A 22857-nucleotide genomic window follows, 5' to 3' on the forward strand; every position below is an offset into this window, starting at 1 on the left:
ATCGAAATGGTAAGTCCATACATGTCCCCCGTTGAACGGGTGTGGTTCTACTGCTTGCGCATACTCTGCGGGCTGATCCTGCTGTTTCTGATCCTGCCGGTGCTGGTGATCGTTCCGCTGTCGTTCAACTCCGGCAGTTTCCTCGTCTACCCGCTGCAGGGCTTCTCCTTGCAGTGGTACCACGATTTCTTCGCCTCGGCTGAATGGATGCGGGCGCTGAAGAACAGCATCATCGTGGCCCCGGCGGCAACGGTACTGGCAATGATTTTCGGCACGCTGGCGGCCATTGGCCTGACCCGTGGCGATTTCCCGGGCAAGGCCCTGGTGATGGCGCTGGTGATTTCGCCGATGGTGGTGCCAGTGGTGATTATCGGCGTAGCCAGCTACCTGTTCTTCGCACCGCTTGGAATGGGCAACAGTTTTGCTTCCCTGATCGTGGTCCATGCAGTGCTGGGTGTACCGTTCGTCATCATCACGGTGTCAGCGACGCTGCAAGGCTTCAACCACAACCTGGTCCGGGCCGCCGCCAGCCTCGGGGCTTCGCCATTGACCACGTTTCGTCGGGTGACCCTGCCGCTGATTGCCCCAGGCGTGATCTCCGGTGCGCTGTTTGCCTTCGCGACCTCGTTCGATGAAGTCGTGGTCACTCTGTTCCTCGCCGGCCCCGAACAAGCCACCCTGCCACGACAGATGTTCAGTGGCATCCGCGAGAACCTCAGCCCGACCATCGCTGCGGCGGCAACGCTGCTGATTGCATTCTCGGTAATTCTGTTGCTGACGCTGGAGTGGTTGCGTGGGCGCAGTGAGAAGCTGCGTACCACGCAGGCCTGAAGTCACGACTCCGATCCAATTGTGGGAGCGAGCCTGCTCGCGATAGCGGTGTACCAGTCGATAGATATACCGTCTGAGCCACCGCTATCGCGAGCAGGCTCGCTCCCACAGGGCGCGTCAGGGCATTCATGAGCTGAATGACGGAACAAGCCTCAATACCGAGCTATCCTTGTGCCAGCCCACACTCGAACAAGAGGCCGCGCACATGAGTCTTTCCTCATTCAAGATCGCCCACAAACTGATTACCGGTGCCGCTGCCATCGAGCAACTGGCAAACGAACTGGCCCGGCTGGACGTCGATAATCCGCTGATCGTGACTGATGCGGCGCTGGTGAAATCCGGCACCGTGGAACTGGCGCTGCAACACCTGGGCGGGCGCGATTATGAGATTTTCGACCGGGTCATGCCCGATCCGGAGATCGCCATCGTCAAGGACTGCATGCAGGCCTACCGCGATGGCGGCCATGACGGATTGATCGGTCTGGGCGGCGGCAGTGCCATCGACATTGCCAAGTGCGTGGGCGCCTACGCTGGGTATCACGGCGAGCTGGAGGATATGTTCGGTGTCGACCAGGTGCCGCGCAAAGGCCCGCCGATGATCGCCATCCCCACCACGGCGGGCACCGGCTCGGAAGTCACCAACGTCGCGATTCTCTCCGACAAGGCCGCGCAGCTGAAAAAGGGCATCGTCAGCGATTATCTGTTGCCGGATGTAGCGCTGGTCAGTCCACAGATGACCCTCACCTGTCCGCGCAGCGTGACCGCCGCCAGTGGTGTTGATGCGCTGGTGCACGCCATCGAGTCTTATCTGTCACTCAATGCCTCGCCGATCACCGACGCCTTGGCCATCGGCGCCATCAAACTGATTTCCCGTGCGTTACCCAAGGCCTATGCCAACCCTTCGCACTTGCAAGCACGCGAGGACATGGCCACTGCCAGCCTGATGGCCGGCATGGCGTTCGGTAACGCCGGGGTCGGGGCGGTGCATGCGCTGGCGTATCCACTGGGCGGCCGGTTCCATGTCTCCCACGGCGTTGCCAACGCCTTGCTGTTGCCGTATGTCATGGCATGGAACAAATTGGCCTGTGTGGAGCGCATGCGCGATATCGCCGAAGCCATGGGCCTCAAGACCGCGCACCTGAGCGATCCCGAAGCCGCCGACGAAGCCGTGCAGGCCATGGTTGCGCTGTGCGCCGCCGTGGAGATTCCCAAGGGCTTGAGCAGCCTGGGAGTGACCGAAGATGTCATCCCCTCGATGGCACTGGAGGCGGCGGGAATCGAGCGCTTGATGCGTAACAACCCGCGCCAGCTGAGCGCCGACGACATCGAGAAAATCTACCGCGCGGCGTATTGACCGACGGCCACGGTGGGCGCGCCAAATCTTGCGGTATACAATGCGCGCCATCGTGATTTCGCTCAAAACAGGTGCGTCATGCAGCCCTTCGCTATTGCTCCGTCGATTCTCTCCGCCGACTTTGCCCGCCTGGGCGAGGAAGTGGACAACGTTCTGGCCGCCGGGGCCGACATCGTTCACTTCGATGTCATGGACAACCACTACGTGCCCAACCTGACCATCGGTCCGATGGTCTGCGCGGCGCTGCGCAAGTACGGCATCACCGCGCCCATCGACGCACACCTGATGGTCAGCCCGGTGGACCGTATCGTCGGCGACTTCATCGAGGCCGGCGCCACCTACATTACGTTCCATCCGGAAGCCACGTTGCATGTCGACCGCTCGCTGCAGTTGATCCGCGAAGGTGGCTGCAAGGCTGGCCTGGTATTCAATCCGGCTACGCCCCTGGACGTGCTCAAGTACGTGATGGACAAGGTCGACATGATCCTGCTGATGAGCGTCAACCCCGGTTTCGGTGGGCAGAAGTTCATTCCCGGCACCCTCGAAAAGCTGCGCGAAGCCCGTGCCCTGATCGATGCCTCGGGGCGTGACATCCGCCTGGAGATCGACGGTGGCGTGAACGTGGGCAATATCCGTGAGATCGCCGCCGCCGGCGCCGACACCTTCGTGGCTGGCTCGGCAATCTTCAATGCTCCGGATTATCAGGAAGTGATCGGTAAAATGCGTGCTGAACTGGCCCTGGCACGCCCATGAGCGGTTTCGAGCAGCTGTTTCCCGGCAGCCTGCCGCGTCTGGTGATGTTCGATCTCGACGGTACCCTGGTCGACTCGGTCCCGGACCTCGCGGCTGCGGTGGATAAAATGCTGCTGCAGCTCGGTCGACCGCCGGCCGGTATCGACTCGGTGCGCCATTGGGTCGGCAATGGCGCGCCCATGCTGGTGCGCCGGGCCCTGGCCAACCACATCGACGCCGAGGGTGTCGATGATGCCGAGGCCGAACGGGCGCTGGAGTTATTCAACGAAGCCTATGAAGGCCATCACTCGCTGACCGTGGTCTATCCCGGCGTGCGCTCCGCCCTCAAGTGGTTGCACAAGCAAGGCGTGGAAATGGCGCTCATCACCAACAAGCCGGAGCGCTTCGTCGCGCCGCTGCTGGACCAGATGAAAATCGGCCGTTATTTCCGCTGGATCATCGGCGGCGACACCTTGCCACAGAAAAAGCCTGATCCGGCCGCGCTGTTCTTCGTGATGAAAATGGCCAACATCCCGGCCTCACAGTCGTTGTTCGTCGGTGACTCGCGCAGCGATGTGCAAGCGGCGAAAGCGGCAGGGGTCAAATGCGTGGCGCTGAGTTACGGTTACAACCATGGTCGACCGATTGCCGAGGAGCTTCCAGCACTGGTGATCGACGATTTGCGCCTGTTAATTCCCGGTTGCCTGGACCCGGCCGCTGAGATAACGTTGCCCGACGCTGTTCAATCCTCTTCTGGAAACGCCATCGTGGTGGTCACCCGCAAACTCTGGATGAAAGTCATCAAGGCCCTGGCCCGCTGGCGTTGGCGCGCCTGACGTGATCCTGGCCGGCTATCCGGCGCGTTTGCACACCTGACTATCCGCTCCTCACGCCACGAGGCACCCCATGATTCGCGAAGAATTCCTGCGCCTGGCCGCTGCCGGCTACAACCGCATCCCCCTGGCCTGCGAAACCCTGGCCGACTTCGACACGCCGCTGTCGATCTACCTCAAGCTGGCCGACCGACCCAACTCCTACCTGCTCGAATCGGTGCAGGGTGGCGAGAAATGGGGCCGGTACTCGATCATCGGCCTGCCGTGCCGCACGGTGCTGCGGGTTCATGGCCATCATGTCAGCGTGACCCATGACGGCGTCGAAATCGAAAGCCTGGACGTGGAAGACCCGCTGGCGTTCGTCGAAACCTTCAAGGCCCGCTACAACGTGCCGACCATCCCGGGCCTGCCACGGTTCAACGGCGGGCTGGTAGGCTACTTCGGCTACGACTGCGTGCGCTACGTGGAGAAACGCCTGGGCACCTGTCCTAACCCGGATCCGCTGGGTGTGCCGGACATTCTGCTGATGGTGTCCGATGCGGTGGTGGTCTTCGACAACCTGGCCGGGAAAATGCACGCCATCGTCCTGGCCGATCCATCTCGGGAAGATGCGTACGAGCAGGGCCAGGCAAGCTTGCAGGCATTGCTGGAAAAACTCCGTCAGCCGATCACGCCGCGCCCCGGCCTGGATTTCAGCAAGCAGTCGGCAGCCGACCCGGTGTTCCGCTCCAGCTTCACCCAGGCCGATTACGAACGGGCAGTGGATACGATCAAGGAATACATCCTCGCCGGTGATTGCATGCAGGTCGTGCCGTCGCAACGGATGTCCATCGACTTCAAGGCCGCACCCATCGACTTGTATCGGGCGCTGCGCTGCTTCAATCCGACACCTTACATGTACTTCTTCAACTTCGGCGACTTCCACGTGGTGGGCAGCTCGCCGGAAGTGCTGGTGCGGGTCGAAGACAACCTGATCACCGTGCGGCCGATTGCAGGCACCCGCCCTCGTGGCGCCACGGAGGAGGCTGACCGGGAACTTGAAGATGACCTGCTGTCGGATGCCAAGGAAATTGCCGAACACCTGATGCTGATCGACCTGGGCCGCAACGACACTGGCCGTGTCTCGGAAGTGGGCTCGGTAAGGCTCACCGAGAAGATGGTCATCGAGCGCTATTCCAACGTCATGCACATCGTATCCAACGTCACCGGCCAGTTGAAGGCCGGGCTGACGGCGATGGACGCCTTGCGGGCGATCCTTCCGGCGGGCACGTTGTCCGGCGCGCCGAAGATCCGCGCAATGGAAATCATCGACGAGCTTGAGCCGGTCAAACGCGGAGTCTATGGCGGTGCAGTGGGCTACTTCGCCTGGAACGGCAATATGGACACTGCCATCGCCATCCGCACAGCGGTAATCAAGAACGGTGAGCTGCACGTGCAGGCGGGCGGCGGCATCGTCGCCGACTCGGTGCCAGCCTTGGAATGGGAAGAAACCCTGAACAAACGCCGGGCGATGTTCCGTGCCGTGGCGCTGGCCGAGCAGACATCGAACGACTGAAGCCCTTCAGTTCCCGTGGCGAGGGAGCCTGCTCCCGCTGGGCCGGTCCGCGTTCGGGCGCAGCAGACCCCTCTTTGTGGGTGCTGCGCCCGAACGCGGACCGACCCAGCGGGAGCAAGCTCCCTCGCCACAGTTCTTGTGACGCTCAAAACAGTGTGGGAGCTAGCCTGCTCGCGATAGCGGTCTTCCATTCAATGTCGATACTGACTGGATGGGCCTCATCGCGAGCAGGCTAGCTCCCACAGGATTTCCCAACGGTCAGAAATCCAGGCTGACCCCCAGGCTCACCCCCTGCTGGGTAAGGTCATCATCCTTGCGCAACGTATAGCCGCCCCGCAGCGCCAGGTCGTTGGTCAACTTGTGGCTGACCCCCAGGCTCAGGCGATTGAGGTGGCTCTGGGGCGTATAGCCTTCCAGCGTGAAGTCATTGGCCGGCAGACTGTTGAGGGCGATGTTCACTTTTTGCGTGTCGTCTTCGTACTCGCGTTCGTGGGCATACTCACCGAAAACCTGGGTCTGGCGGGTGAGGTTGTACTTGCCCTGCAGGCCGATCCCCAGGCGTTTCGAATCGCGGTTCTGGTCATCGAAGGTCAACGCCGTGGAGCGATTGCTCTTTTCCGAATAGCCGTCGACTTCCACCTTCGCGTAATCGGCGCTGACAAATGGCGACAAGTGCCATTCGCTGCCCGGTTGGGCAATGTCGTAGCCCACGCGGGTGCTGAACGCCCACAGGTGACCATCGGTATCGCCTTTCTCCTGTGCCTGGTTGACGCCCAGGTCGAACTTGCGTTTCAGGCTGTCATAGTCGAGCTTGCCGCCGGTCAAGGCTGCATCGGCCCACCAACGGTTTTGCTGGAACTGGGCGAACGCGGTCGCCAGGTAGCTGTTGAGTTTGTAGTCCGAATCGTTGTGGCCGGCCTCCATATCCTGGCGGTAGAACCCGGCGGCTACGCCAACGCGCCAAGCGTCGTCGAGGCGGTAGCTGCCCCCGATGTTCAGGCTGTAGCCACTGCCGTTGGCGCTGGCGCCGCTGTCCTGGCTGTCCACATCCAGGTGCTGGCCGCCGCCTGCGACGATCGCTCGCCATTGGCCGACCGCCTGCCAGTTCTCCCAGTCCGACTGCCATTGGTTGCGTAATTCGTCCTGATGCGCCCGCAAGGTCGAGTGGGCCATTTCCGGGAGCAGCGTCAGCTCCCAGGGCGCGGCCAGCAGCGAGTAGGCGTAGTCGGCAATCAGCTTCTGCCCGGCCTCGGTCGGGTGGACCGCGTCGTTGTAGATCAGTTTGCTGGGATCAGGGGTAGCGCTGTTGATGCCATAGGTGGCGTTTTCGGTGCAGCCGTTGCCGCTGAAGCAGGTGGCGGTAAGGTTCTCGCCGGTGGCGAGTCCGAATCGTGCTGGATCGGCGAAACTTTCCTTCAACAGAAGAGGGATGTTCAACGGAATGATTTCCGCGTCGATGCCTTGCAGTCGCGTGATCAATTGTTGGTTGAATTGATTGCCCAGTTGCGAGAAGGGTTCTTGCAGGGGGCTGCCGTTGAGTGCCGGGGTCAAGCCCAGGTCGGGTAACAGCCAGACCATGACATAACGGGCGCCGGCGGTTTGCAGTACCTGGACACTGTCAGCCAGGCGATCGGCAGCAGCGTTCGCTTGTTCGGGGGTCAGTACTCGGCCTTGAAGGAAGTCGTTGCCACCACCGGACAGGTAATACAGTGCATTCGGATCGGCCCGCAGCCCATTGGATTGCAGATAGCCGGGACGGCTGCGGTCTCCGGTGTCGGACACGCCGGTGATCGATTCGAGGATCTGGTCGGTGCGATAACCGCCCACTGCCCAGTTATTGCCGTCCGCCAGGCCCTGTTCAGCGCGAACCGCCGATGTGGAGGCGGCAGTCTGGTCGGCGGAGTAGCCCAAGCGCCCGCCGAGCAGTTGGGTTGAGTTGGAGGAATAGCTTTCGCCGCTGCCGCCGTGATAGTTCGGTCCGGTGCGATTGGTATAACGCTCGGTGGATCCGGGTGGACCGTTCGGGTCGGCGAACTGGCCGGCGTCGTTGAGGCTGTCGCCGAACACGACGAACTTGGAATAGGGATTGGGGGCGGCGCTCGCCTGGGCACAGGCCATCGCCAGCAGGCAGCCGGCAAGCGGTACGAACAACTTCTGTTTGATCATGGGAAAGTCCGTTTTTATCTTTTTTTTGTTAGAAAACGAAACGACAGTACCAAAAACTTCCTGCGCATTGCCATCCATCCTGAGCATCCTGAATTGTTTCAAGGCCCTTCGGGATCCGTCATATTGCGTGCTCCGTCCAGCTAGGCTACTGTGCCGGGACGTATGAACGAGACTGTCCCTGTGTCGATTGTCAGCAAACTTCCGGATCAAATGATCAAGGCACACGCCCGCTGGCGTTGGCGCGCCTGAATTATTCTCCGCCGGCTACGCCGGACCTGTACCGATTTGCCTTCTTTACCTGCTTGAACGCCGCTTCGCCGGGGCACTACACGCCTCGCCAACGGCAGTACCGTGCGGGTCATTATCCGAAGGCTGTATTTAAAGTCAGTGAATTCAAAAGGTTGCTAACGCCATGTTGCTGATGATCGATAACTACGACTCCTTTACCTATAACGTTGTGCAGTATCTCGGTGAGCTGGGCTCCGAGGTCAAGGTCGTGCGCAACGACGAACTGACCATCGCGCAGATCGAAGCCCTCAAGCCCGAGCGCATCGTGGTCTCGCCCGGTCCTTGCACGCCGACCGAAGCGGGCGTCTCCATCGACGCCATCAAGTACTTCGCCGGCAAGTTGCCGATCCTCGGTGTCTGCCTGGGACACCAGTCGATCGGCCAGGCATTCGGCGGTGACGTCGTGCGGGCCCGCCAAGTCATGCACGGTAAGACTAGCCCGGTATTCCACGAGGACAAGGGTGTCTTCGAAGGGTTGAATCGTCCGCTGACCGTCACTCGCTATCACTCTCTGGTGGTCAAGCGAGAAACCCTGCCTGACTGCCTGGAACTGACCGCATGGACCCAGTTTGAAGACGGTTCGGTGGATGAAATCATGGGGCTGCGACACAAGACGTTAAATATCGAAGGTGTGCAATTTCATCCCGAGTCTATTCTCACCGAGCAGGGTCACGAGCTGTTCGCCAACTTCCTCAAACAAACCGGCGGCACGCGCTAAGGACTTTTCATGGATATCAAGACAGCCCTGAGCCGTATTGTCGGCCATCTCGACCTGAGCACCGAAGAGATGCGCGATGTGATGCGCGAAATCATGACCGGGCAATGCACGGATGCGCAGATCGGCGCGTTCATGATGGCCATGCGCATGAAGAGCGAGAGCATCGATGAGATCGTCGGTGCAGTCTCGGTCATGCGCGAGCTGGCGGACAAGGTCGAGCTCAAGACCCTGGACGGCGTCGTGGATGTGGTTGGCACCGGCGGTGACGGCGCCAATATCTTCAATGTGTCCACTGCCTCGGCATTTGTCGTCGCAGCGGCCGGCTGCACCGTTGCCAAGCACGGCAACCGCGCCGTCTCGGGCAAGAGCGGCAGCGCCGATCTACTGGAGGCGGCGGGCATCTACCTGAACCTGACCCCGGTGCAGGTCGCACGTTGCATCGACAATGTCGGCATCGGCTTCATGTTTGCCCAGACCCACCACAGCGCCATGAAGCACGCCGCTGCTCCCCGTCGTGACCTGGGATTGCGCACCCTGTTCAACATGCTCGGCCCGCTTACGAATCCGGCTGGCGTTAAACATCAGGTGGTCGGTGTGTTCAGCCAGGCTTTGTGCCGGCCGCTGGCCGAGGTCTTGCAACGCCTGGGCAGCAAGCACGTGCTGGTGGTGCATTCGAAGGATGGCCTGGATGAGTTCAGCCTGGCGGCACCGACGTTTGTGGCGGAACTGAAAAATGATCAGATCAGCGAGTATTGGGTCGAACCTGAAGACTTGGGCATGAAAAGCCAGAGCTTGCACGGCCTGGCGGTCGACGGTCCGGCCCAATCGCTGGAACTGATCCGCGATGCGTTGGGGCGGCGCAAGACTGAGAACGGCCAGAAAGCTGCCGAGATGATCGTGCTCAACGCCGGCGCTGCGTTGTACGCCGCCGACCATGCCAGCAGCCTCAAGCAGGGCGTGGAGCTGGCCCACGATGCGTTGCACACTGGCCTTGCCCGGGAAAAACTCGAAGAATTGGGCGCATTTACCGCCGTATTCAAAGTGGAGAACGAAGGATGAGCGTGCCAACGGTTCTGGAAAACATTCTGGCTCGCAAGGCTCAAGAAGTGGCCGAGCGCAGCGCTCGCGTCAGTCTGGCCGAGCTGGAAAGCCTTGCGCGCTCGGCGGACGCGCCGCGTGGTTTCGCCCAGGCGCTGATCGATCAGGCCAAGAAAAAACAGCCGGCAGTGATTGCCGAGATCAAGAAGGCCTCGCCAAGCAAGGGCGTCATCCGCGAACACTTCGTGCCGGCGGACATCGCCAAAAGCTACGAGAAGGGCGGCGCGACCTGTCTGTCGGTGCTGACTGACATCGACTTCTTCCAAGGGGCCGACGACTACCTGAAGCAGGCGCGGGCCGCTTGCAAACTCCCGGTGATCCGCAAGGATTTCATGATCGATCCGTACCAGATCGTCGAGGCGCGTGCGTTGGGTGCCGATTGCGTGCTGTTGATCGTTTCGGCCCTGGACGATGTGAAAATGGCCGAGCTGGCGGCAGTCGCCAAAGGCGTGGGGCTGGATGTCCTGGTGGAGGTCCACGATGGTGACGAGCTGGAGCGGGCACTGAAGACCCTCGATACCAAGCTGGTCGGGGTGAACAATCGCAACCTGCACACCTTCGAAGTCAGTCTGGAAACCACCCTGGACCTGCTGCCTCGTATTCCGCGTGATCGCCTGGTTATCACCGAAAGCGGGATTCTCAACCGCGCGGATGTAGAGCTGATGGAAGTCAGCGATGTGTATTCGTTCCTGGTGGGCGAAGCGTTCATGCGGGCCGAGAGCCCGGGTACGGAACTGCAACGCTTGTTCTTCCCGGAGCGCGGCCTGCCGGTCAGCGGTTCGACACTGGACTGAGCCCATGTCGCCAACGATTTCCCTGACCGTCGAAGGCGGGCTGCAAGCCGAACAGGACCTGCTGGCGAGCATTTGCGCGGGCGATGCCGAGTTCGGCCTGTTGTTCTGGCAACCCAGCGATCGTGCGTTGGTGATGCCACGTCGTTTGAGTCGCCTGGCAGGGTTTGAACACGCCAGTGCGGTCTCGGCTGCCAACGGTTGGCCCGTGCTGTTACGGGAGACCGGTGGTGAGCCGGTGCCGCAGTCGGCCGCTACCGTCAATATCGCCCTGGTCTACGCCCCGCCGCGCAGCGAAGGCGACCACGGCCGGATCGAAACCGCGTACCGACGGTTGTGTGATCCGATCTGCGAGCTGTTGGATGAAATGGGCGGTGTCGCGTCGCTGGGAGAAGTGGACGGCGCCTTTTGCGACGGGCGATTCAACGTCAACCTCGACGGCCGGAAAATGGTCGGCACCGCGCAGCGCTGGCGCCAGAGCAAAGGCGGTCAGCGTCCGGTGGGGCTGGTGCATGGCGCACTTCTGCTGGACGACGAACGAGAATCGATGGTCGCTGCGGTCAATCGCTTCAATGAAGCCTGTGGCTTGGAGCAACGGGTGCGCGCCGAGAGCCACATCGCATTGCATGAAAAATTCCCGGCGCCTGATGCGCTCGCGCGGCTCGAAGCGCTGTATCGAGAGCTACTGATTGATCTGCTGGGCGCCTAACGGGTTCCGAACACCACCATCGTCTTGCCTTTGACGCTGACCAGGTTGCGTTCTTCCAGATCCTTGAGCACGCGACCGACCATTTCCCGCGAGCAACCGACAATCCGCCCGATCTCCTGACGGGTCACCTTGATCTGCATGCCGTCCGGGTGGGTCATGGCGTCGGGCTGTTTGCACAGTTCCAACAGGCAGCGTGCGACACGTCCGGTCACGTCGAAGAACGCGAGGTCGCCGACCTTGCGGGTGGTGTTACGCAGGCGCTGTGCGATTTGTCCGCTGAGGACGTAAAGAATGTCCGGATCTTGCAGAGACAGTTCCCGGAACTTGGAGTAGCTGATTTCCGCGACTTCACATTCGACCTTGGTACGCACCCAGGCACTGCGTTCCTGTTCCTTGCCCGCCTGCTCGAACAATCCCAGTTCGCCGAAAAAATCGCCCGAATTGAGATAGGCGATGATCATCTCCCGCCCGTCGTCGTCCTCGATCAGGATCGTGACCGAACCCTTGATGATGAAGAACAGCGTTTCAGAACGATCCCCCGCGCAAATGATGTTGTGTTTGGCTGGGTAGCGGCGACGCTGGCAATGCATCAAGAGCTTGTCGAGATTCTTGATCTTGAACGTGGGAGTAATGGCAACCATGGTTGTATCCCGAAAGACTTCGCGTGTGGGGTTTGGTTTTTATGTGGGCGCGATTGGCTATCGCTAAAAGCTGGCCAAAAGCCAGCGAGATGACGCCAGCTTAACAGAGGCATCTGTAATTATTTCGAGAATTTACTTACAGGCAGACGCCCGGCCTCCTAAGGCGGGGGCCGTCATCTCAAATCGCTGTGCTAAGCTGGCGACCCTTTTTTAACAGTGGAGTCTTGGCGATGAAGGCACGCATCCAATGGGCTGGCGAAGCCATGTTCCTCGGCGAATCAGGCAGCGGTCATGTGGTCGTCATGGATGGGCCGCCAGACGCAGGCGGTAGAAACCTGGGCGTTCGACCGATGGAAATGCTCCTGCTGGGCGTAGGTGGCTGCAGCAACTTTGACGTGGTCAGCATTCTCAAGAAGTCCCGCCAGGCTGTTGAAAGTTGTGAAGCCTTCCTGGAAGCGGAGCGTGCCACTGAAGATCCGAAAGTATTTACCAAGATCCACATGCATTTCGTGGTGAAGGGGCGGGCCTTGAAGGAAGCGCAGGTCAAGCGCGCCATTGAGCTGTCTGCCGAAAAGTACTGCTCGGCCTCGATCATGCTGGGCGCCGCAGGTGTTAAAATCACCCACGATTACGAAATCATCGAATTGGGTTGAGCCGCGTCCCGCGCTGAAGATTCACTGCGTGAGGGAGCTGCCTCCCTCATCGCGCATGCCCTTGTTGTCAGATCCGATAAGTGCTTTTGGTCATGACCTTGGCCAGCAGGCTCATGCCGAACTTTACCGGGGCCGGAAAGCGAAAACCGCCGGCTTCGAGCGCGCTCTCGGCGTGGTGCTCTTCGTCCTCGCGCATCTGTTCCAGGATCGCCCGGGATTTTCCGTCCTCGGCCGGCAGTTGCTCCAGATGCTCGTTCAGGTGTTTGCACACCTGGTGTTCAGTCGCCGCAACGAAGCCGAGACTGACCTTGTCGCTGATCAACCCGGCTACTGCGCCAATACCGAAAGACATTCCGTAGAACAGTGGATTCAGGACGCTGGTGTGGCTGCCCAGTTGGCGAATCCGCTGCTCACACCACACCAGATGATCGATTTCCTCCTCGGCGGCATGCTCCATCGCCTCACGCACCTGCGGCAGCTTTGCGGTCAGCGCCTGGCCCTGATACAGCGCCTGGGCACAGACTTCGCCTGTGTGGTTGATGCGCATCAGGCCGGCGACATGGCGGCTTTGCTTGTCACTCAATTGCGCGTCCGGCTGTACGATGGCCGGGGATGGGCGGTACGGCTGACCACTGAAGGGCAGCAGCGTGCGCATCGCGGTATCGGCTTGCAGCAGCAGGCGGTCAATCGGCGAGTAGTGACGTTGGGTAGTCATGCTTACCTCCGGGAAAAATCACGGCAGCCAGTTTAACCCAACCGGCCGCTGAACATTTGCGTTGGGTCAGGCTATCAACCCGGTGGCCAATTCATCTGGCGTTGACCCAGCACATGCATATGAATGTGATAGACGGTTTGGCCGCCAAGTTCATTGCAGTTCATCACCACGCGGAAACCTTGCTCGCAACCCAGCTCGAGGGCCAGGCGCTGGGCGGTGAACAGGATATGTCCTGCCAGTCCCTTGTCTTCTTCGGTCAGGTCGTTGAGCGTGCGGATCGGCTTTTTCGGAATGACCAGGAAATGCACGGGCGCCTGCGGGGCGATGTCATGGAAGGCCAGGACCTGGTCATCCTCGTAAATGATCTTGGCCGGGATCTCCCGGTTGATGATCTTGGTAAACAGAGTATCCACAGCTGTTTCTCCGTTGGGTTAGTCGAAGTCGAGTGTACTGAAGGCTCGGTTGTCGAGCCTGGGTTTTTAACGTCCAGGTGTCAGCGCGGGCAATAGGCCTTGTTGATCCTGCCGGCGATGGTCCGGACCAGCCAGCGCGATCCGAATCGGGGCAGCGCCGCCAGCCAGCGATTGCGCCGTCCGGGGATGATGATTGCTCGGTTGCGGTCCAGTGCGCGTACAGCGTACAGCGCGACTTCTTCCGGGCTCATCATCGACGTGTTGGCGTCGCATTTATGCTCATCCAGCTGTGCCCGGGCGAAGAAACCGGTGCGGGTCGGGCCGGGGCAAAGCACGGAGACTTTGATCGCACACTTCTTCAGTTCGACCCGCAGGGCTTCGGAGAAATGCAATACGTAGGCCTTGCTGGCGTAATAGGTGCTCATCCACGGCCCGGGCTGGAACGCGGCAATCGATGCTACGTTGAGGATCTGGCCGCCCCCCTGCAATGCCATGGTATTACCAACGGCGTGACAAAGACGCGTCAGGGCGAGGATGTTGACCTCGATCAGGTCCTGCTCTGTCATCCAGTCCTGACCCAGGAACGGGCCGCTGGTGCCGATGCCGGCGCAGTTGACCAGCAGGTCGATCTGCCGTTCGCCTTCCTCCAGTTCCAGGAGAAAGCCTGAAAGCCTCAACGGTTCGCTCAGGTCGCAGGCGCGGAACAGCACCTCGACGCCAAACCGTTGAGTCAGTTCTATTGCAATACTTTCCAGCCGATCACGCTGTCGGGCCACCAGAATCAGGTTGCGGCCGCGCCGGGCCAGCGCTTCGGCCATGGCCAGGCCAAGGCCACTGGAAGCGCCAGTGATCAGAGCGTAACGGGTCATGCAGTTCTCCATCGCAACGGCCCGCCGCCGGTGGACTGAACTGTCACCGGCACCGAACGCGTTTATTGTTCCTCTTCAGAGTCTACAGAAGGATCGCCAGGTTCGGTCGCAGGTTCCGCAGCTTCATCAGCAGGTTCGATGGCTTCGCTGCTTTCATAGCTGTTCAAGGCGCTGCTGTCGTAGTCCCCCTGGAGAGCACCGAAGATGCCGGCGAATGTGGCTAGGAAAATCAGCACGATCATCACCAGCCAAAGCGACGCCAGTACCTTGACCGCAGTGGTATTGCGCGGCGGAGGCGGGCCGTATTGGTTGGCACCGGCGTTGCCTGGGGCGAAGATCAGGACGAACGGGAAGATGCTGCCCACCACCGGCACAAGGTTCACCAGCCACAACCAGCCCGACCAGCCGAGGTCGTGCAGGCGCTGGACGTTGAACTGGATGCTCACGAAGGCAAAGGCAAACAGGATCACAGCGGCGAACAGGCCGCCGATGACCAGAGCCGCCAACGAGTTGGAAGCTAACAGCCAGGTCGTGCCCAGCCAGAAGCCCAGGCCGACCACCGGCATGACGGCCAACGTCAACACCATGGTCCAGGCCAGGTAGCGCAGGCGCCCGATCCGCCCATCGAAACTGAACGGCTTGAGCGTTGCGTATTCGGCCACGGCCTCGCCCACATGGGCCCGGGGCGGTGCGTAAGGGGAGACCGGTTCGATGGTCGGGGCCGATTGGTGTGCAGTGGGTTGGGGTGATTCCTGCACTTCACCAAGGCTCAATTGCAGGCCTGGCTCGGCTTCGATCCGGGCATCGATTCCACTTTTATTGAGCGCTTCCAGGTACTTTTGCGCCTCGTTGTGCGACAGGTTGCTTTTCAGGGCCACCTTGTTGCCACTGAACAGTCGTTCAATGGCGCTGACATCGCTCTTGAACAGCTCGGCGAGATTGAACTTGGCTGTGTTGGCATCGACGCCTGGCAGCAGCGCTCCGTCGAATACGATATTGAAGCGGGTCTCATTCATGCCCGGCATCCTTGTCTATGGAAGTTGATGTTATGTTTTTATCGGCTTGCTTCAGCGCGGCCATTGTCCGCCAAGCCGTGCCGCTTGGGCTTGTGCCTGACGGTACTCCTCGTCCAGGCGTGCAACCAACTGGTCGACGCTGGGCAGATCATGGATCTCACCGACGCCCTGGCCGGCGGACCAGACGGTCTTCCAGGCCTTGGCTTCATCGTTCAGCGGTTTGAGTTTCGAGCCGAAATCCACTTCGCCCTTGCCTTGCAGGGCCGCCAGGTCAAAACCGGCGTTCTCCAGGCTCTGGCGCATGAAGCTGGCAGGCACCCCGGACACCGCGGGAGTATGCACGATGTCGGCGGCTCTGGATGTGAGCAACATATCTTTATAAGCGTCAGGTGCATGACTTTCGGTGGTGCCGATAAATCGTGTGCCGAAGTAGGCCAGGTCTGCCCCAAGCAACTGTGCCGCGAGGATCTGATGGCCATGGTTAAGGCATCCTGCGAGCAACAGGGTTTTATCGAAGAATTGTCGTATCTCGGCGATCAGCGAGAACGGGCTCCAGGTCCCGGCGTGCCCACCGGCGCCAGCGGCGACGGCGATCAGGCCATCGACGCCGGCTTCGGCGGCCTTTTCGGCGTGGCGGCGGGTGGTCACGTCATGAAAGACCAGGCCGCCATAACCGTGGACCGCATCGACCAGTTCCTTCACCGCGCCGAGGCTGGTGATGACGATCGGCACCTTGTGATCGATGCAGATGGCCAGGTCGGCCTCGAGCCGTGGATTGCTGTGGTGCACGATCAAGTTCACTGCGTAGGGCGCGGGATTGTCCAATGTCGCCAGGCCTGCTTCGATTTCTTCCAGCCATGCCTCGAAACCGCTGCTCTCGCGCTGATTCAACGCCGGGAAGCTGCCGACGATGCCGTTGCGGCAGCAGGCCAGTACCAACTGAGGATTGGAAATCAGGAACATCGGTGCCGCCACGACGGGCAGGCGCAGGCATTGTGCGAGCAGAGCGGGCAATGACATAGAGGTGTCCCCCGGTTAGGTGATGCCGATTGGAGGTTAGAACGGACGAACCACGACCAGAATTACAATAGCCAGCAATATCAGAACCGGCACTTCATTGAACCAGCGATAAAAGACATGGCTGCGGGTGTTTTCGCCACGGGCGAAGCGTTTCACTTGGGCCCCGCACATATGGTGATAGCCGATCAGCAGCACGACCAGGGTCAACTTGGCGTGCATCCAGCCACCTTGGGAAAAGTAGGCGCCGGCGTTGAGGCTGAGCAGCCAGATACCGAACACCAGGGTGGCGACCATCGCCGGCCCCATGATGCCGCGATACAACTTGCGCTCCATGACGCTGAAGCGTTCCTTGCTGATACTGTCTTCGCTCTGCGCGTGATAGACGAACAGCCGAGGCAAGTAAAACAGGCCGGCAAACCAGCAGACCATGCTGACAATGTGGAGCGCTTTGAGCCATAGATAGAGCATTTTGGTTGATTCCCAGATTCACGGTGGCCCGATAGTAGAGGTTAGGGCGGCCACACGTCACCTTGACAGTTGTAGCGCCGCCGCGTGGCCCCTATCATCGACGGCTTTCCAGTGGGTTCGTTGAGGGCAGGTTTATGGTCAAGGTCGGTATCGTCGGCGGCACGGGTTACACCGGTGTCGAACTGCTGCGTCTGTTGGCGCAGCATCCGCAAGCTGAGGTGGTGGTCATCACCTCCCGATCCGAGGCTGGCCTGGCCGTTGCCGACATGTATCCAAACCTGCGAGGCCATTACGATGGGCTGGCGTTCAGCGTTCCGGATATCAAGACCCTGGGCGCTTGCGACGTGGTGTTCTTCGCCACGCCCCATGGCGTTGCCCATGCCTTGGCAGGCGAGCTGCTGGCCGCCGGGACCAAGGTCATCGACCTGTCGGCGGACTTTCGTCTGCAGGATGCCGATGAGTGGGCCAAATGGTATGGCCAACCCCATGGCGCGCCCGAGTTGCTCGATGAAGCGGTCTATGGCTTGCCGGAGGTCAATCGCGAGAAAATCAGGCAGGCGCGGTTGATCGCGGTACCCGGTTGCTATCCGACCGCTACCCAGCTGGGCTTCCTGCCTTTGCTGGAGGCCGGCCTGGCCGATGCCTCGCGCCTGATCGCCGACTGCAAGTCCGGTGTCAGCGGTGCCGGGCGTGGCGCCAGTGTGGGTTCGTTGTACTCCGAGACGTCGGAAAGCCTGAAGGCCTATGCGGTCAAAGGTCACCGTCATTTGCCGGAAATCCGCCAGGGGTTGCGTCGGGCTGCAGGCAAGGAGGTCGGCCTGACCTTCGTGCCACACCTGACGCCAATGATCCGTGGCATCCACTCCACCCTTTACGCGACTGTCGTTGATCGCTCGGTGGATTTGCAGGCGCTCTTCGAAAAACGCTACGCCAATGAACCGTTCGTCGATGTGATGCCTGTCGGAAGCCATCCGGAAACCCGTAGCGTTCGCGGTGCGAACGTTTGCCGGATTGCTGTGCACCGTCCTCAGGATGGCGATCTGGTGGTGGTCCTGTCGGTCATTGATAACCTTGTCAAAGGCGCGTCCGGCCAGGCTGTACAGAATCTGAACATCCTGTTCGGGCTGGATGAGCGCTTGGGCTTGTCCCATGCGGGCATGTTGCCTTGATGGCGGCTGCGCAAACTGCAAGTTTGAAGTGAAAGACTTGCGGCTGCGCAAATAGTTGACCGATTTTGTAGGAGAAGCGGATAATGCCCGCCATCACGCATTATGGCGGCGTAAGCGCCGGGAGATATTCAGCATGAGCGTCGAAACCTTCACCCCCACGGCTTTGCAATTCACCCACGGTGCCGCGCACAAGGTGAAGAGCCTGGTCGATGAAGAGGGCAATGATCGTTTGAAGCTGCGCGTATTCGTCACGGGCGGCGGTTGTTCGGGTTTCCAGTATGGCTTCACTTTCGATGAGGAAGTGGCCGAGGACGACACCATCGTCGAGCGCGAAGGCGTCAGCCTGGTAGTGGACCCTATGAGCTTCCAGTACTTGGCGGGTGCCGAGGTGGATTATCAGGAAGGTCTGGAAGGGTCGCGTTTCGTGATCAAGAATCCGAACGCTACCACCACCTGTGGTTGCGGTTCTTCGTTCTCGATCTGACGGCTCGTTGGCAAAACGCCGCAGGTGCCTCACGGCCCTGCGGCGTTTTGCTGTCCGGCACTATTGCTCAAGCAGGGTAAATGGCGCCGAGTACGCGTAAGCCTCGGGCGCCGGTGACACTTGGACGGTTGCCTGGAATACCCTCCAGGCAACAGTGGGCCAGCCAGGCGAACGCCATGGCCTCGACCCAATCAGGGTCTACACCGTATACGGCAGTACTGCTGACCCGGGTCTTGGGCAGCAATTCGCCCAGACGTTTCATCAGTGTCCCGTTGTGCGCGCCGCCTCCGCATACCAGCAACTCTTGGGTGTCCAGTTGAGCGTGCTGCAAGGATTCGACGATGGTCAACGCCGTCAGCTCGAGCAGTGTCGCCTGTACATTTTGCGCGGGGATGCTTGGCAGCAGTGACAGGTGTCGGGTCAGCCATGGCAGATTGAAGACTTCGCGACCAGTACTTTTCGGGCCCTTGGTGGCAAAGAACGGGTCGCTGAGCATCGCCTTCAGCAGGACCGGCTCGACGTTTCCACTGGCAGCCCATCGACCATCGCGATCAAAATGATCGCCCTTCTGCTGGTGTATCCAGGCATCGAGCAACACGTTGCCGGGGCCGCAATCAAAGCCGGCGACCGGCTTTCCGGGTTCGATCAGACTGAGGTTGCTGAAGCCGCCAACGTTCAGTACAGCGCGATTACCGATCCTCTCCTCGAACAGCGCTTCGTGAAACGCTGGAACCAGAGGGGCGCCTTGTCCGCCGGCGGCCACGTCTCGACTGCGGAAATCACTGACGATGGTAATGCCAGTCAACTCACTCAGCAGTGCGGGATTGCCGATCTGGACGGTAAAGCCTCGCGCCGGTTCATGGCGGATGGTCTGGCCATGGCTGCCAATCGCCTTGATGTCTTCAGGCTTGAGTTGCTGTTCGTTGAGTAGGGCATGAATGCCTTGTGCGGCAAGCTTCACCCAGCTTTGTTGGGCCATGGCAGAGCGGGCGATTTCATCGGGCCCGCTGCTGCACAATCCGAGCAGTTCGGTGCGCAGAGAGGCGGGCATCGGGATGTAATGCGTGGCGACCAATTTGATCGCCGGGGCCAGTTCGATCAGTGCGATATCCAAACCGTCCAGGCTGGTCCCGGACATCACACCGATATAAAGCGCCATGGCTCAGCGCTTGCTCGAAGCCAGCATGGTGGCCTTCTCTTGGTCCATGCGTGCCATCAGCGGTTGGCTCTGCGCCAGGAAGCGTGCGCGCTCGGATTTGGCGATCGGATCGGCCATCGGCAGTTTCTGGCCCAGTGGATCGACGTGAACGCCATTGACCTGGAACTCGTAGTGCAAGTGCGGGCCGGTAGACAGGCCGGTAGTACCGATATAACCGATAACCTGGCCTTGCTTGACGGTGCCGCCGGTCTTCACGCCTTTGGCGAAGCCCTGCATATGGCCATAGAGTGTGCGGTAGGTGTTGCCGTGCTGGATGATGACAGTATTGCCGTAGCCGCCGCGGCGCCCGGCCAGCAATACCTTGCCGTCACCGGCGGCCTTGATCGGCGTACCACGAGGAGCTGCGTAGTCGACTCCTTTGTGGGCACGAATCTTGTTCAGGATTGGGTGTTTGCGGCCTGCGGAAAACTTCGAGCTGATGCGGGCGAAATCAACCGGCGTGCGGATGAATGCCTTGCGCATGCTGTTGCCATCGGCAGTGTAGTAGCTGCTGTTGCCTTGTTTGTTGGTGTAGCGAACTGCTGTGTACGTCTTGCCGCGGTTTGTGAAACGGGCGGAAAGAATCGGGCCGTTGCCGACGCTTTTCCCGTTGACCACTTTCTGCTCGTAGATGACATCGAATTCATCGCCTTGGCGAATATCCTGGGCGAAGTCGATGTCGTAGCCAAACACGCTGGCCATGTCCATGGTCAGGCTATGGGACAGCCCGGCGCGTGCGGCCGATTGCGACAGCGAGCTGTTGATGACGCCATGAACATAAGCTGAACGGACGGTTGGCTTGGCGGTGACGCGGTTGAAGACATAGCCCGTTCCATTTTTGGTCAGGGTGATGCTTTCCAGGTCGCTCAGCTTGGTATGCAGATTTGTCAGCTGGCCCTCTGGGTTGAGTTCGAATTCGAGTTTCTGGCCGCGTTGCAGTTGGGTGAATTGTTTGGCTTGCTTGTCGCTCGCCAGGATTTCGTGAACCGAAGCTGAAGGCAGGCCGACCTTTTCGAAGAGGGTGGAAAGCGTGTCACCCTTGGCAACAATCACCTCGCGATGGTCTGGTCCTTTCTTTTCTTCTACGGCAGGAGGCTGCGCCTGGGCCGCTTCGGTGGTTTCTTCGGAGTTGTTGTCAATCTGGGCAAAAGGAGAGGCGGCCGGTTCGTTTGTGGCTTGAACGGCTTCGGCAGCGTCTTGTTCTTGTGTCAGTTGTTCAGCAGGGCTTTCCAGTTCAAGGCTCAGCGTCGTCTTTTTGGCTTCAACGTCGCTGGATGGAAACACCAGCAGCGCCAGACTGAGGAGGGCGGCGATGCCACTTGCGGCGAGCAGGTGGGTCTTCGGGTAAAGCGGCGGCGCTTTAGACGGTTCGGTGGTCATAAGTAATTTGACTTTAAAAAAGATGAATTGGAAAAGATGAATGACATGATGAAGATGAAATAACTGTATAAAATATAACCAAAACCCCTTCGAAGCAAGCCCGCGGACGCTCTGTTCGTGGATTGGCGCCAGTGCGCTGGCCAAACCTTGTATTTGGTGCGCGATCTTGTATGGTTGGGGCCCTTTGAATCTGAGCCTTGCGGGTCTGTTATGAAGTCGGTTGAAGAGCAGCTAGCGCTGATCAAACGTGGTGCGGAAGAACTGTTGGTCGAGTCCGAGCTGATCGAAAAGCTCAAGCGCGGGCAGCCGCTGCGCATCAAGGCTGGTTTTGACCCGACCGCGCCCGACCTGCACCTCGGGCATACCGTGCTTATTAACAAGCTGCGTCAGTTCCAGGAGCTGGGGCATCAGGTCATTTTCTTGATCGGCGACTTCACTGGAATGATCGGTGATCCGAGCGGAAAGAGTACGACGCGTCCACCGCTGACCCGCGAGCAGGTTCTCGACAATGCCGAGACCTACAAGACCCAGGTTTTCAAGATTCTCGATCCGGCCAGGACTGAAGTGGCATTCAACTCCACCTGGATGGATCAGATGGGGCCGGCGGACTTCATTCGGTTGACGTCGCAATACACCGTGGCTCGTATGCTTGAGCGCGATGACTTCGACAAGCGTTACACGACCAATCAGCCAATCGCCATCCACGAGTTCCTCTATCCACTGGTTCAGGGCTATGACTCGGTCGCTTTGCGCGCTGATGTAGAGCTTGGCGGCACGGACCAGAAGTTCAACCTGCTGATGGGGCGTGAGCTGCAGCGCAGTTATGGCCAGGAAGCCCAGTGCATTCTGACCATGCCGTTGTTGGAAGGCCTGGATGGCGTGAAGAAGATGTCCAAATCATTGGGCAACTACGTCGGCATTCAAGAGGCTCCGGGTGTGATGTACGGGAAGCTGGTGTCGATTCCGGATGCGCTGATGTGGCGTTATTTCGAGTTGCTGAGCTTCCGCTCCATGGAGGAGATCAACGCTTTTCGTGTTGATGTCGAGGCGGGTGCGAATCCGCGGGATATCAAGATCAAGCTGGCGGAAGAAATTGTTGCGCGTTTCCATGGTGAAGAGGCTGCGGCCAGTGCTCACCGCGCTGCGGGCAATCGGATGAAAGATGGTGAGCTGCCGGAAGATCTGCCGGAGATCGAATTGGTTGCTGTTGAGGATATGCCAATCGCGGCCGTCCTCAATAAAGCCGGATTGGTCAAGAACGCTGCGGTGGCGCGAGACCTCCTGGGGTCGGGTGGTGTGCGTGTAGATGGTGAAGTGGTTGATCGTGCTTATATATATAAGCTGGGTTCTACCCATGTTTGCCAGGCGGGCAAGAAGGCTTTTGCGCGTATTACGCTGAAATTCGAATAAAACTGAAATCAAGGGTTGACGGCAGATTTCAGGTGTCTATAATTCGCCCCACTTCCGGCGCAGTCGAAACGGAAAACTCCTTGAAATTCAATGAGTTACTTAGTTTTCGACGGCGGGCTGCTTCAGTTCATCGAGGCCTGGAGGGAGTCAACAGGGCAGTGTGGTAGTGCCCGTTGACGGTTCGATCTTCTCGGTCGAAAGCGGTAAAAAGAGGTGTTGACAGCAGCGGCTAACGCTGTAGAATTCGCCTCCCGCTAACGAGAGATCGGAAGCGCAAGTGGTTGAAGTTGTTGTGGTTTCTCAAACGAAACTTTGAAAACTTCCTGAAATAACCGCTTGACAGATG

Annotated in this window: 23 protein-coding genes; 13 read left to right on the top strand and 10 right to left on the bottom strand. The window is 59.8% G+C overall.

Features of this window, described 5'->3' with window-relative positions:
- The first annotated feature begins 6 nt into the window (after positions 1 to 6).
- The 5 genes from ACLEJR_RS19300 to trpE all read left to right on the top strand — a co-directional run bounded on the left by ACLEJR_RS19300 (position 7) and on the right by trpE (position 5305).
- The gene (locus ACLEJR_RS19300) at positions 7 to 831 is read left to right on the top strand and encodes an ABC transporter permease (RefSeq protein ID WP_440796438.1); all 825 of its coding nucleotides are present in this window, start codon (positions 7 to 9) and stop codon (positions 829 to 831) included.
- A gap of 205 nt (positions 832 to 1036) precedes the next feature.
- Complete coding sequence (locus ACLEJR_RS19305) at positions 1037 to 2185, top strand: iron-containing alcohol dehydrogenase (protein WP_440796440.1); 1149 nt, start codon at positions 1037 to 1039, stop codon at positions 2183 to 2185.
- 78 nt (positions 2186 to 2263) lie between these two features.
- A complete protein-coding gene (rpe, locus tag ACLEJR_RS19310) occupies positions 2264 to 2938 on the top strand; it encodes a ribulose-phosphate 3-epimerase (RefSeq protein WP_440796442.1) in 675 nt (224 codons plus the stop codon).
- Positions 2935 to 3753 carry a phosphoglycolate phosphatase gene (locus tag ACLEJR_RS19315; protein WP_440815833.1) on the top strand — a complete coding sequence of 273 codons (819 nt, stop codon included), beginning with the start codon at positions 2935 to 2937 and terminating at the stop codon, positions 3751 to 3753. The genes rpe and ACLEJR_RS19315 overlap by 4 nt, the downstream gene beginning before the upstream one ends.
- A 70-nt stretch (positions 3754 to 3823) precedes the next feature.
- Entirely contained in the window at positions 3824 to 5305 is a 1482-nt protein-coding gene (gene trpE / locus ACLEJR_RS19320; RefSeq protein WP_440796446.1) for an anthranilate synthase component I, read from the top strand.
- 258 nt (positions 5306 to 5563) lie between these two features.
- On the opposite strand, the gene estP is transcribed toward trpE, so the two are convergent.
- On the bottom strand, positions 5564 to 7471 hold the full coding sequence (estP, locus tag ACLEJR_RS19325) for an esterase EstP (RefSeq protein WP_440815836.1): 1908 nt from the start codon (positions 7469 to 7471) through the stop codon (positions 5564 to 5566).
- Positions 7472 to 7883: 412 nt separating this feature from the next.
- On the opposite strand from estP, the gene ACLEJR_RS19330 reads away from it, so the two are divergent.
- The 4 genes from ACLEJR_RS19330 to ACLEJR_RS19345 are packed head-to-tail and all read left to right on the top strand — an operon-like array spanning position 7884 to position 11075.
- Positions 7884 to 8477 carry an aminodeoxychorismate/anthranilate synthase component II gene (locus ACLEJR_RS19330; protein WP_440796450.1) on the top strand — a complete coding sequence of 198 codons (594 nt, stop codon included), beginning with the start codon at positions 7884 to 7886 and terminating at the stop codon, positions 8475 to 8477.
- Positions 8478 to 8486: 9 nt separating this feature from the next.
- Positions 8487 to 9536 (top strand): anthranilate phosphoribosyltransferase, encoded by a 1050-nt coding sequence (trpD, locus tag ACLEJR_RS19335; protein WP_440815839.1) that lies wholly within the window; start codon positions 8487 to 8489, stop codon positions 9534 to 9536.
- On the top strand, positions 9533 to 10369 hold the full coding sequence (trpC, locus tag ACLEJR_RS19340; RefSeq protein WP_440815841.1) for an indole-3-glycerol phosphate synthase TrpC: 837 nt from the start codon (positions 9533 to 9535) through the stop codon (positions 10367 to 10369). Before trpD ends, trpC begins: the two co-directional genes overlap by 4 nt.
- A 4-nt stretch (positions 10370 to 10373) precedes the next feature.
- Positions 10374 to 11075 carry a lipoate--protein ligase family protein gene (locus ACLEJR_RS19345; RefSeq protein WP_440815843.1) on the top strand — a complete coding sequence of 234 codons (702 nt, stop codon included), beginning with the start codon at positions 10374 to 10376 and terminating at the stop codon, positions 11073 to 11075.
- On the opposite strand, the gene crp is transcribed toward ACLEJR_RS19345, so the two are convergent.
- On the bottom strand, positions 11072 to 11716 hold the full coding sequence (gene crp, locus ACLEJR_RS19350; RefSeq protein ID WP_245139161.1) for a cAMP-activated global transcriptional regulator CRP: 645 nt from the start codon (positions 11714 to 11716) through the stop codon (positions 11072 to 11074). The genes ACLEJR_RS19345 and crp overlap by 4 nt on opposite strands.
- Before the next feature lie 230 nt (positions 11717 to 11946).
- Here crp and ACLEJR_RS19355 point away from each other — a divergent pair, with 230 nt between their 5' ends.
- On the top strand, positions 11947 to 12369 hold the full coding sequence (locus tag ACLEJR_RS19355; protein WP_440815845.1) for an OsmC family protein: 423 nt from the start codon (positions 11947 to 11949) through the stop codon (positions 12367 to 12369).
- A 67-nt stretch (positions 12370 to 12436) separates the two neighbouring features.
- On the opposite strand, the gene coq7 is transcribed toward ACLEJR_RS19355, so the two are convergent.
- From coq7 to hemJ, 6 genes are all read right to left on the bottom strand, one after another.
- Positions 12437 to 13084 carry a 2-polyprenyl-3-methyl-6-methoxy-1,4-benzoquinone monooxygenase gene (coq7, locus tag ACLEJR_RS19360; protein WP_440815848.1) on the bottom strand — a complete coding sequence of 216 codons (648 nt, stop codon included), beginning with the start codon at positions 13082 to 13084 and terminating at the stop codon, positions 12437 to 12439.
- A gap of 74 nt (positions 13085 to 13158) precedes the next feature.
- Positions 13159 to 13497: a histidine triad nucleotide-binding protein gene (locus ACLEJR_RS19365; protein WP_440796460.1), complete on the bottom strand. Its 339-nt coding sequence runs from the start codon at positions 13495 to 13497 to the stop codon at positions 13159 to 13161.
- An 80-nt stretch (positions 13498 to 13577) separates the two neighbouring features.
- Positions 13578 to 14366 carry an SDR family NAD(P)-dependent oxidoreductase gene (locus ACLEJR_RS19370; protein WP_440796461.1) on the bottom strand — a complete coding sequence of 263 codons (789 nt, stop codon included), beginning with the start codon at positions 14364 to 14366 and terminating at the stop codon, positions 13578 to 13580.
- A gap of 62 nt (positions 14367 to 14428) precedes the next feature.
- Positions 14429 to 15382: a DUF805 domain-containing protein gene (locus ACLEJR_RS19375; protein ID WP_440815850.1), complete on the bottom strand. Its 954-nt coding sequence runs from the start codon at positions 15380 to 15382 to the stop codon at positions 14429 to 14431.
- A gap of 51 nt (positions 15383 to 15433) precedes the next feature.
- Positions 15434 to 16402: an NAD(P)H-dependent flavin oxidoreductase gene (locus ACLEJR_RS19380; protein ID WP_440815852.1), complete on the bottom strand. Its 969-nt coding sequence runs from the start codon at positions 16400 to 16402 to the stop codon at positions 15434 to 15436.
- 36 nt (positions 16403 to 16438) lie between these two features.
- Positions 16439 to 16870 (bottom strand): protoporphyrinogen oxidase HemJ, encoded by a 432-nt coding sequence (gene hemJ / locus ACLEJR_RS19385; protein ID WP_440815855.1) that lies wholly within the window; start codon positions 16868 to 16870, stop codon positions 16439 to 16441.
- A gap of 134 nt (positions 16871 to 17004) precedes the next feature.
- On the opposite strand from hemJ, the gene argC reads away from it, so the two are divergent.
- Entirely contained in the window at positions 17005 to 18039 is a 1035-nt protein-coding gene (gene argC / locus ACLEJR_RS19390) for an N-acetyl-gamma-glutamyl-phosphate reductase (RefSeq protein WP_440815857.1), read from the top strand.
- A 133-nt stretch (positions 18040 to 18172) separates the two neighbouring features.
- A complete protein-coding gene (erpA, locus tag ACLEJR_RS19395; protein WP_003177727.1) occupies positions 18173 to 18523 on the top strand; it encodes an iron-sulfur cluster insertion protein ErpA in 351 nt (116 codons plus the stop codon).
- A gap of 67 nt (positions 18524 to 18590) precedes the next feature.
- On the opposite strand, the gene ACLEJR_RS19400 is transcribed toward erpA, so the two are convergent.
- A complete protein-coding gene (locus ACLEJR_RS19400) occupies positions 18591 to 19682 on the bottom strand; it encodes an anhydro-N-acetylmuramic acid kinase (protein ID WP_440815859.1) in 1092 nt (363 codons plus the stop codon).
- A 3-nt stretch (positions 19683 to 19685) separates the two neighbouring features.
- The gene (locus ACLEJR_RS19405; protein ID WP_440796467.1) at positions 19686 to 21101 is read right to left on the bottom strand and encodes a peptidoglycan DD-metalloendopeptidase family protein; all 1416 of its coding nucleotides are present in this window, start codon (positions 21099 to 21101) and stop codon (positions 19686 to 19688) included.
- A gap of 210 nt (positions 21102 to 21311) precedes the next feature.
- Between ACLEJR_RS19405 and tyrS the strand changes: the two genes are divergently transcribed.
- Positions 21312 to 22511: a tyrosine--tRNA ligase gene (gene tyrS / locus ACLEJR_RS19410; protein WP_440815861.1), complete on the top strand. Its 1200-nt coding sequence runs from the start codon at positions 21312 to 21314 to the stop codon at positions 22509 to 22511.
- Positions 22512 to 22857: the final 346 nt, after the last annotated feature.

The sequence above is a fragment of the Pseudomonas sp. SMN5 genome (genome assembly GCF_052041925.1).
Lineage (GTDB): Bacteria > Pseudomonadota > Gammaproteobacteria > Pseudomonadales > Pseudomonadaceae > Aquipseudomonas.

What these genes read in the sequence shown, in the direction of transcription:
- coq7 (WP_440815848.1), bottom strand. Translation starts at nt 13,084, where the DNA reads ATGACTACCCAACGTCACTACTCGCCGATTGACCGCCTGCTGCTGCAA.
- ACLEJR_RS19300 (WP_440796438.1), top strand. Translation starts at nt 7, where the DNA reads ATGGTAAGTCCATACATGTCCCCCGTTGAACGGGTGTGGTTCTACTGC.
- ACLEJR_RS19315 (WP_440815833.1), top strand. Translation starts at nt 2,935, where the DNA reads ATGAGCGGTTTCGAGCAGCTGTTTCCCGGCAGCCTGCCGCGTCTGGTG.
- ACLEJR_RS19345 (WP_440815843.1), top strand. Translation starts at nt 10,374, where the DNA reads ATGTCGCCAACGATTTCCCTGACCGTCGAAGGCGGGCTGCAAGCCGAA.
- trpC (WP_440815841.1), top strand. Translation starts at nt 9,533, where the DNA reads ATGAGCGTGCCAACGGTTCTGGAAAACATTCTGGCTCGCAAGGCTCAA.
- ACLEJR_RS19355 (WP_440815845.1), top strand. Translation starts at nt 11,947, where the DNA reads ATGAAGGCACGCATCCAATGGGCTGGCGAAGCCATGTTCCTCGGCGAA.
- ACLEJR_RS19305 (WP_440796440.1), top strand. Translation starts at nt 1,037, where the DNA reads ATGAGTCTTTCCTCATTCAAGATCGCCCACAAACTGATTACCGGTGCC.
- tyrS (WP_440815861.1), top strand. Translation starts at nt 21,312, where the DNA reads ATGAAGTCGGTTGAAGAGCAGCTAGCGCTGATCAAACGTGGTGCGGAA.
- ACLEJR_RS19370 (WP_440796461.1), bottom strand. Translation starts at nt 14,366, where the DNA reads ATGACCCGTTACGCTCTGATCACTGGCGCTTCCAGTGGCCTTGGCCTG.
- argC (WP_440815857.1), top strand. Translation starts at nt 17,005, where the DNA reads ATGGTCAAGGTCGGTATCGTCGGCGGCACGGGTTACACCGGTGTCGAA.
- trpD (WP_440815839.1), top strand. Translation starts at nt 8,487, where the DNA reads ATGGATATCAAGACAGCCCTGAGCCGTATTGTCGGCCATCTCGACCTG.
- rpe (WP_440796442.1), top strand. Translation starts at nt 2,264, where the DNA reads ATGCAGCCCTTCGCTATTGCTCCGTCGATTCTCTCCGCCGACTTTGCC.
- ACLEJR_RS19330 (WP_440796450.1), top strand. Translation starts at nt 7,884, where the DNA reads ATGTTGCTGATGATCGATAACTACGACTCCTTTACCTATAACGTTGTG.
- trpE (WP_440796446.1), top strand. Translation starts at nt 3,824, where the DNA reads ATGATTCGCGAAGAATTCCTGCGCCTGGCCGCTGCCGGCTACAACCGC.
- ACLEJR_RS19400 (WP_440815859.1), bottom strand. Translation starts at nt 19,682, where the DNA reads ATGGCGCTTTATATCGGTGTGATGTCCGGGACCAGCCTGGACGGTTTG.
- ACLEJR_RS19405 (WP_440796467.1), bottom strand. Translation starts at nt 21,101, where the DNA reads ATGACCACCGAACCGTCTAAAGCGCCGCCGCTTTACCCGAAGACCCAC.
- estP (WP_440815836.1), bottom strand. Translation starts at nt 7,471, where the DNA reads ATGATCAAACAGAAGTTGTTCGTACCGCTTGCCGGCTGCCTGCTGGCG.
- crp (WP_245139161.1), bottom strand. Translation starts at nt 11,716, where the DNA reads ATGGTTGCCATTACTCCCACGTTCAAGATCAAGAATCTCGACAAGCTC.
- hemJ (WP_440815855.1), bottom strand. Translation starts at nt 16,870, where the DNA reads ATGCTCTATCTATGGCTCAAAGCGCTCCACATTGTCAGCATGGTCTGC.
- erpA (WP_003177727.1), top strand. Translation starts at nt 18,173, where the DNA reads ATGAGCGTCGAAACCTTCACCCCCACGGCTTTGCAATTCACCCACGGT.
- ACLEJR_RS19380 (WP_440815852.1), bottom strand. Translation starts at nt 16,402, where the DNA reads ATGTCATTGCCCGCTCTGCTCGCACAATGCCTGCGCCTGCCCGTCGTG.
- ACLEJR_RS19375 (WP_440815850.1), bottom strand. Translation starts at nt 15,382, where the DNA reads ATGAATGAGACCCGCTTCAATATCGTATTCGACGGAGCGCTGCTGCCA.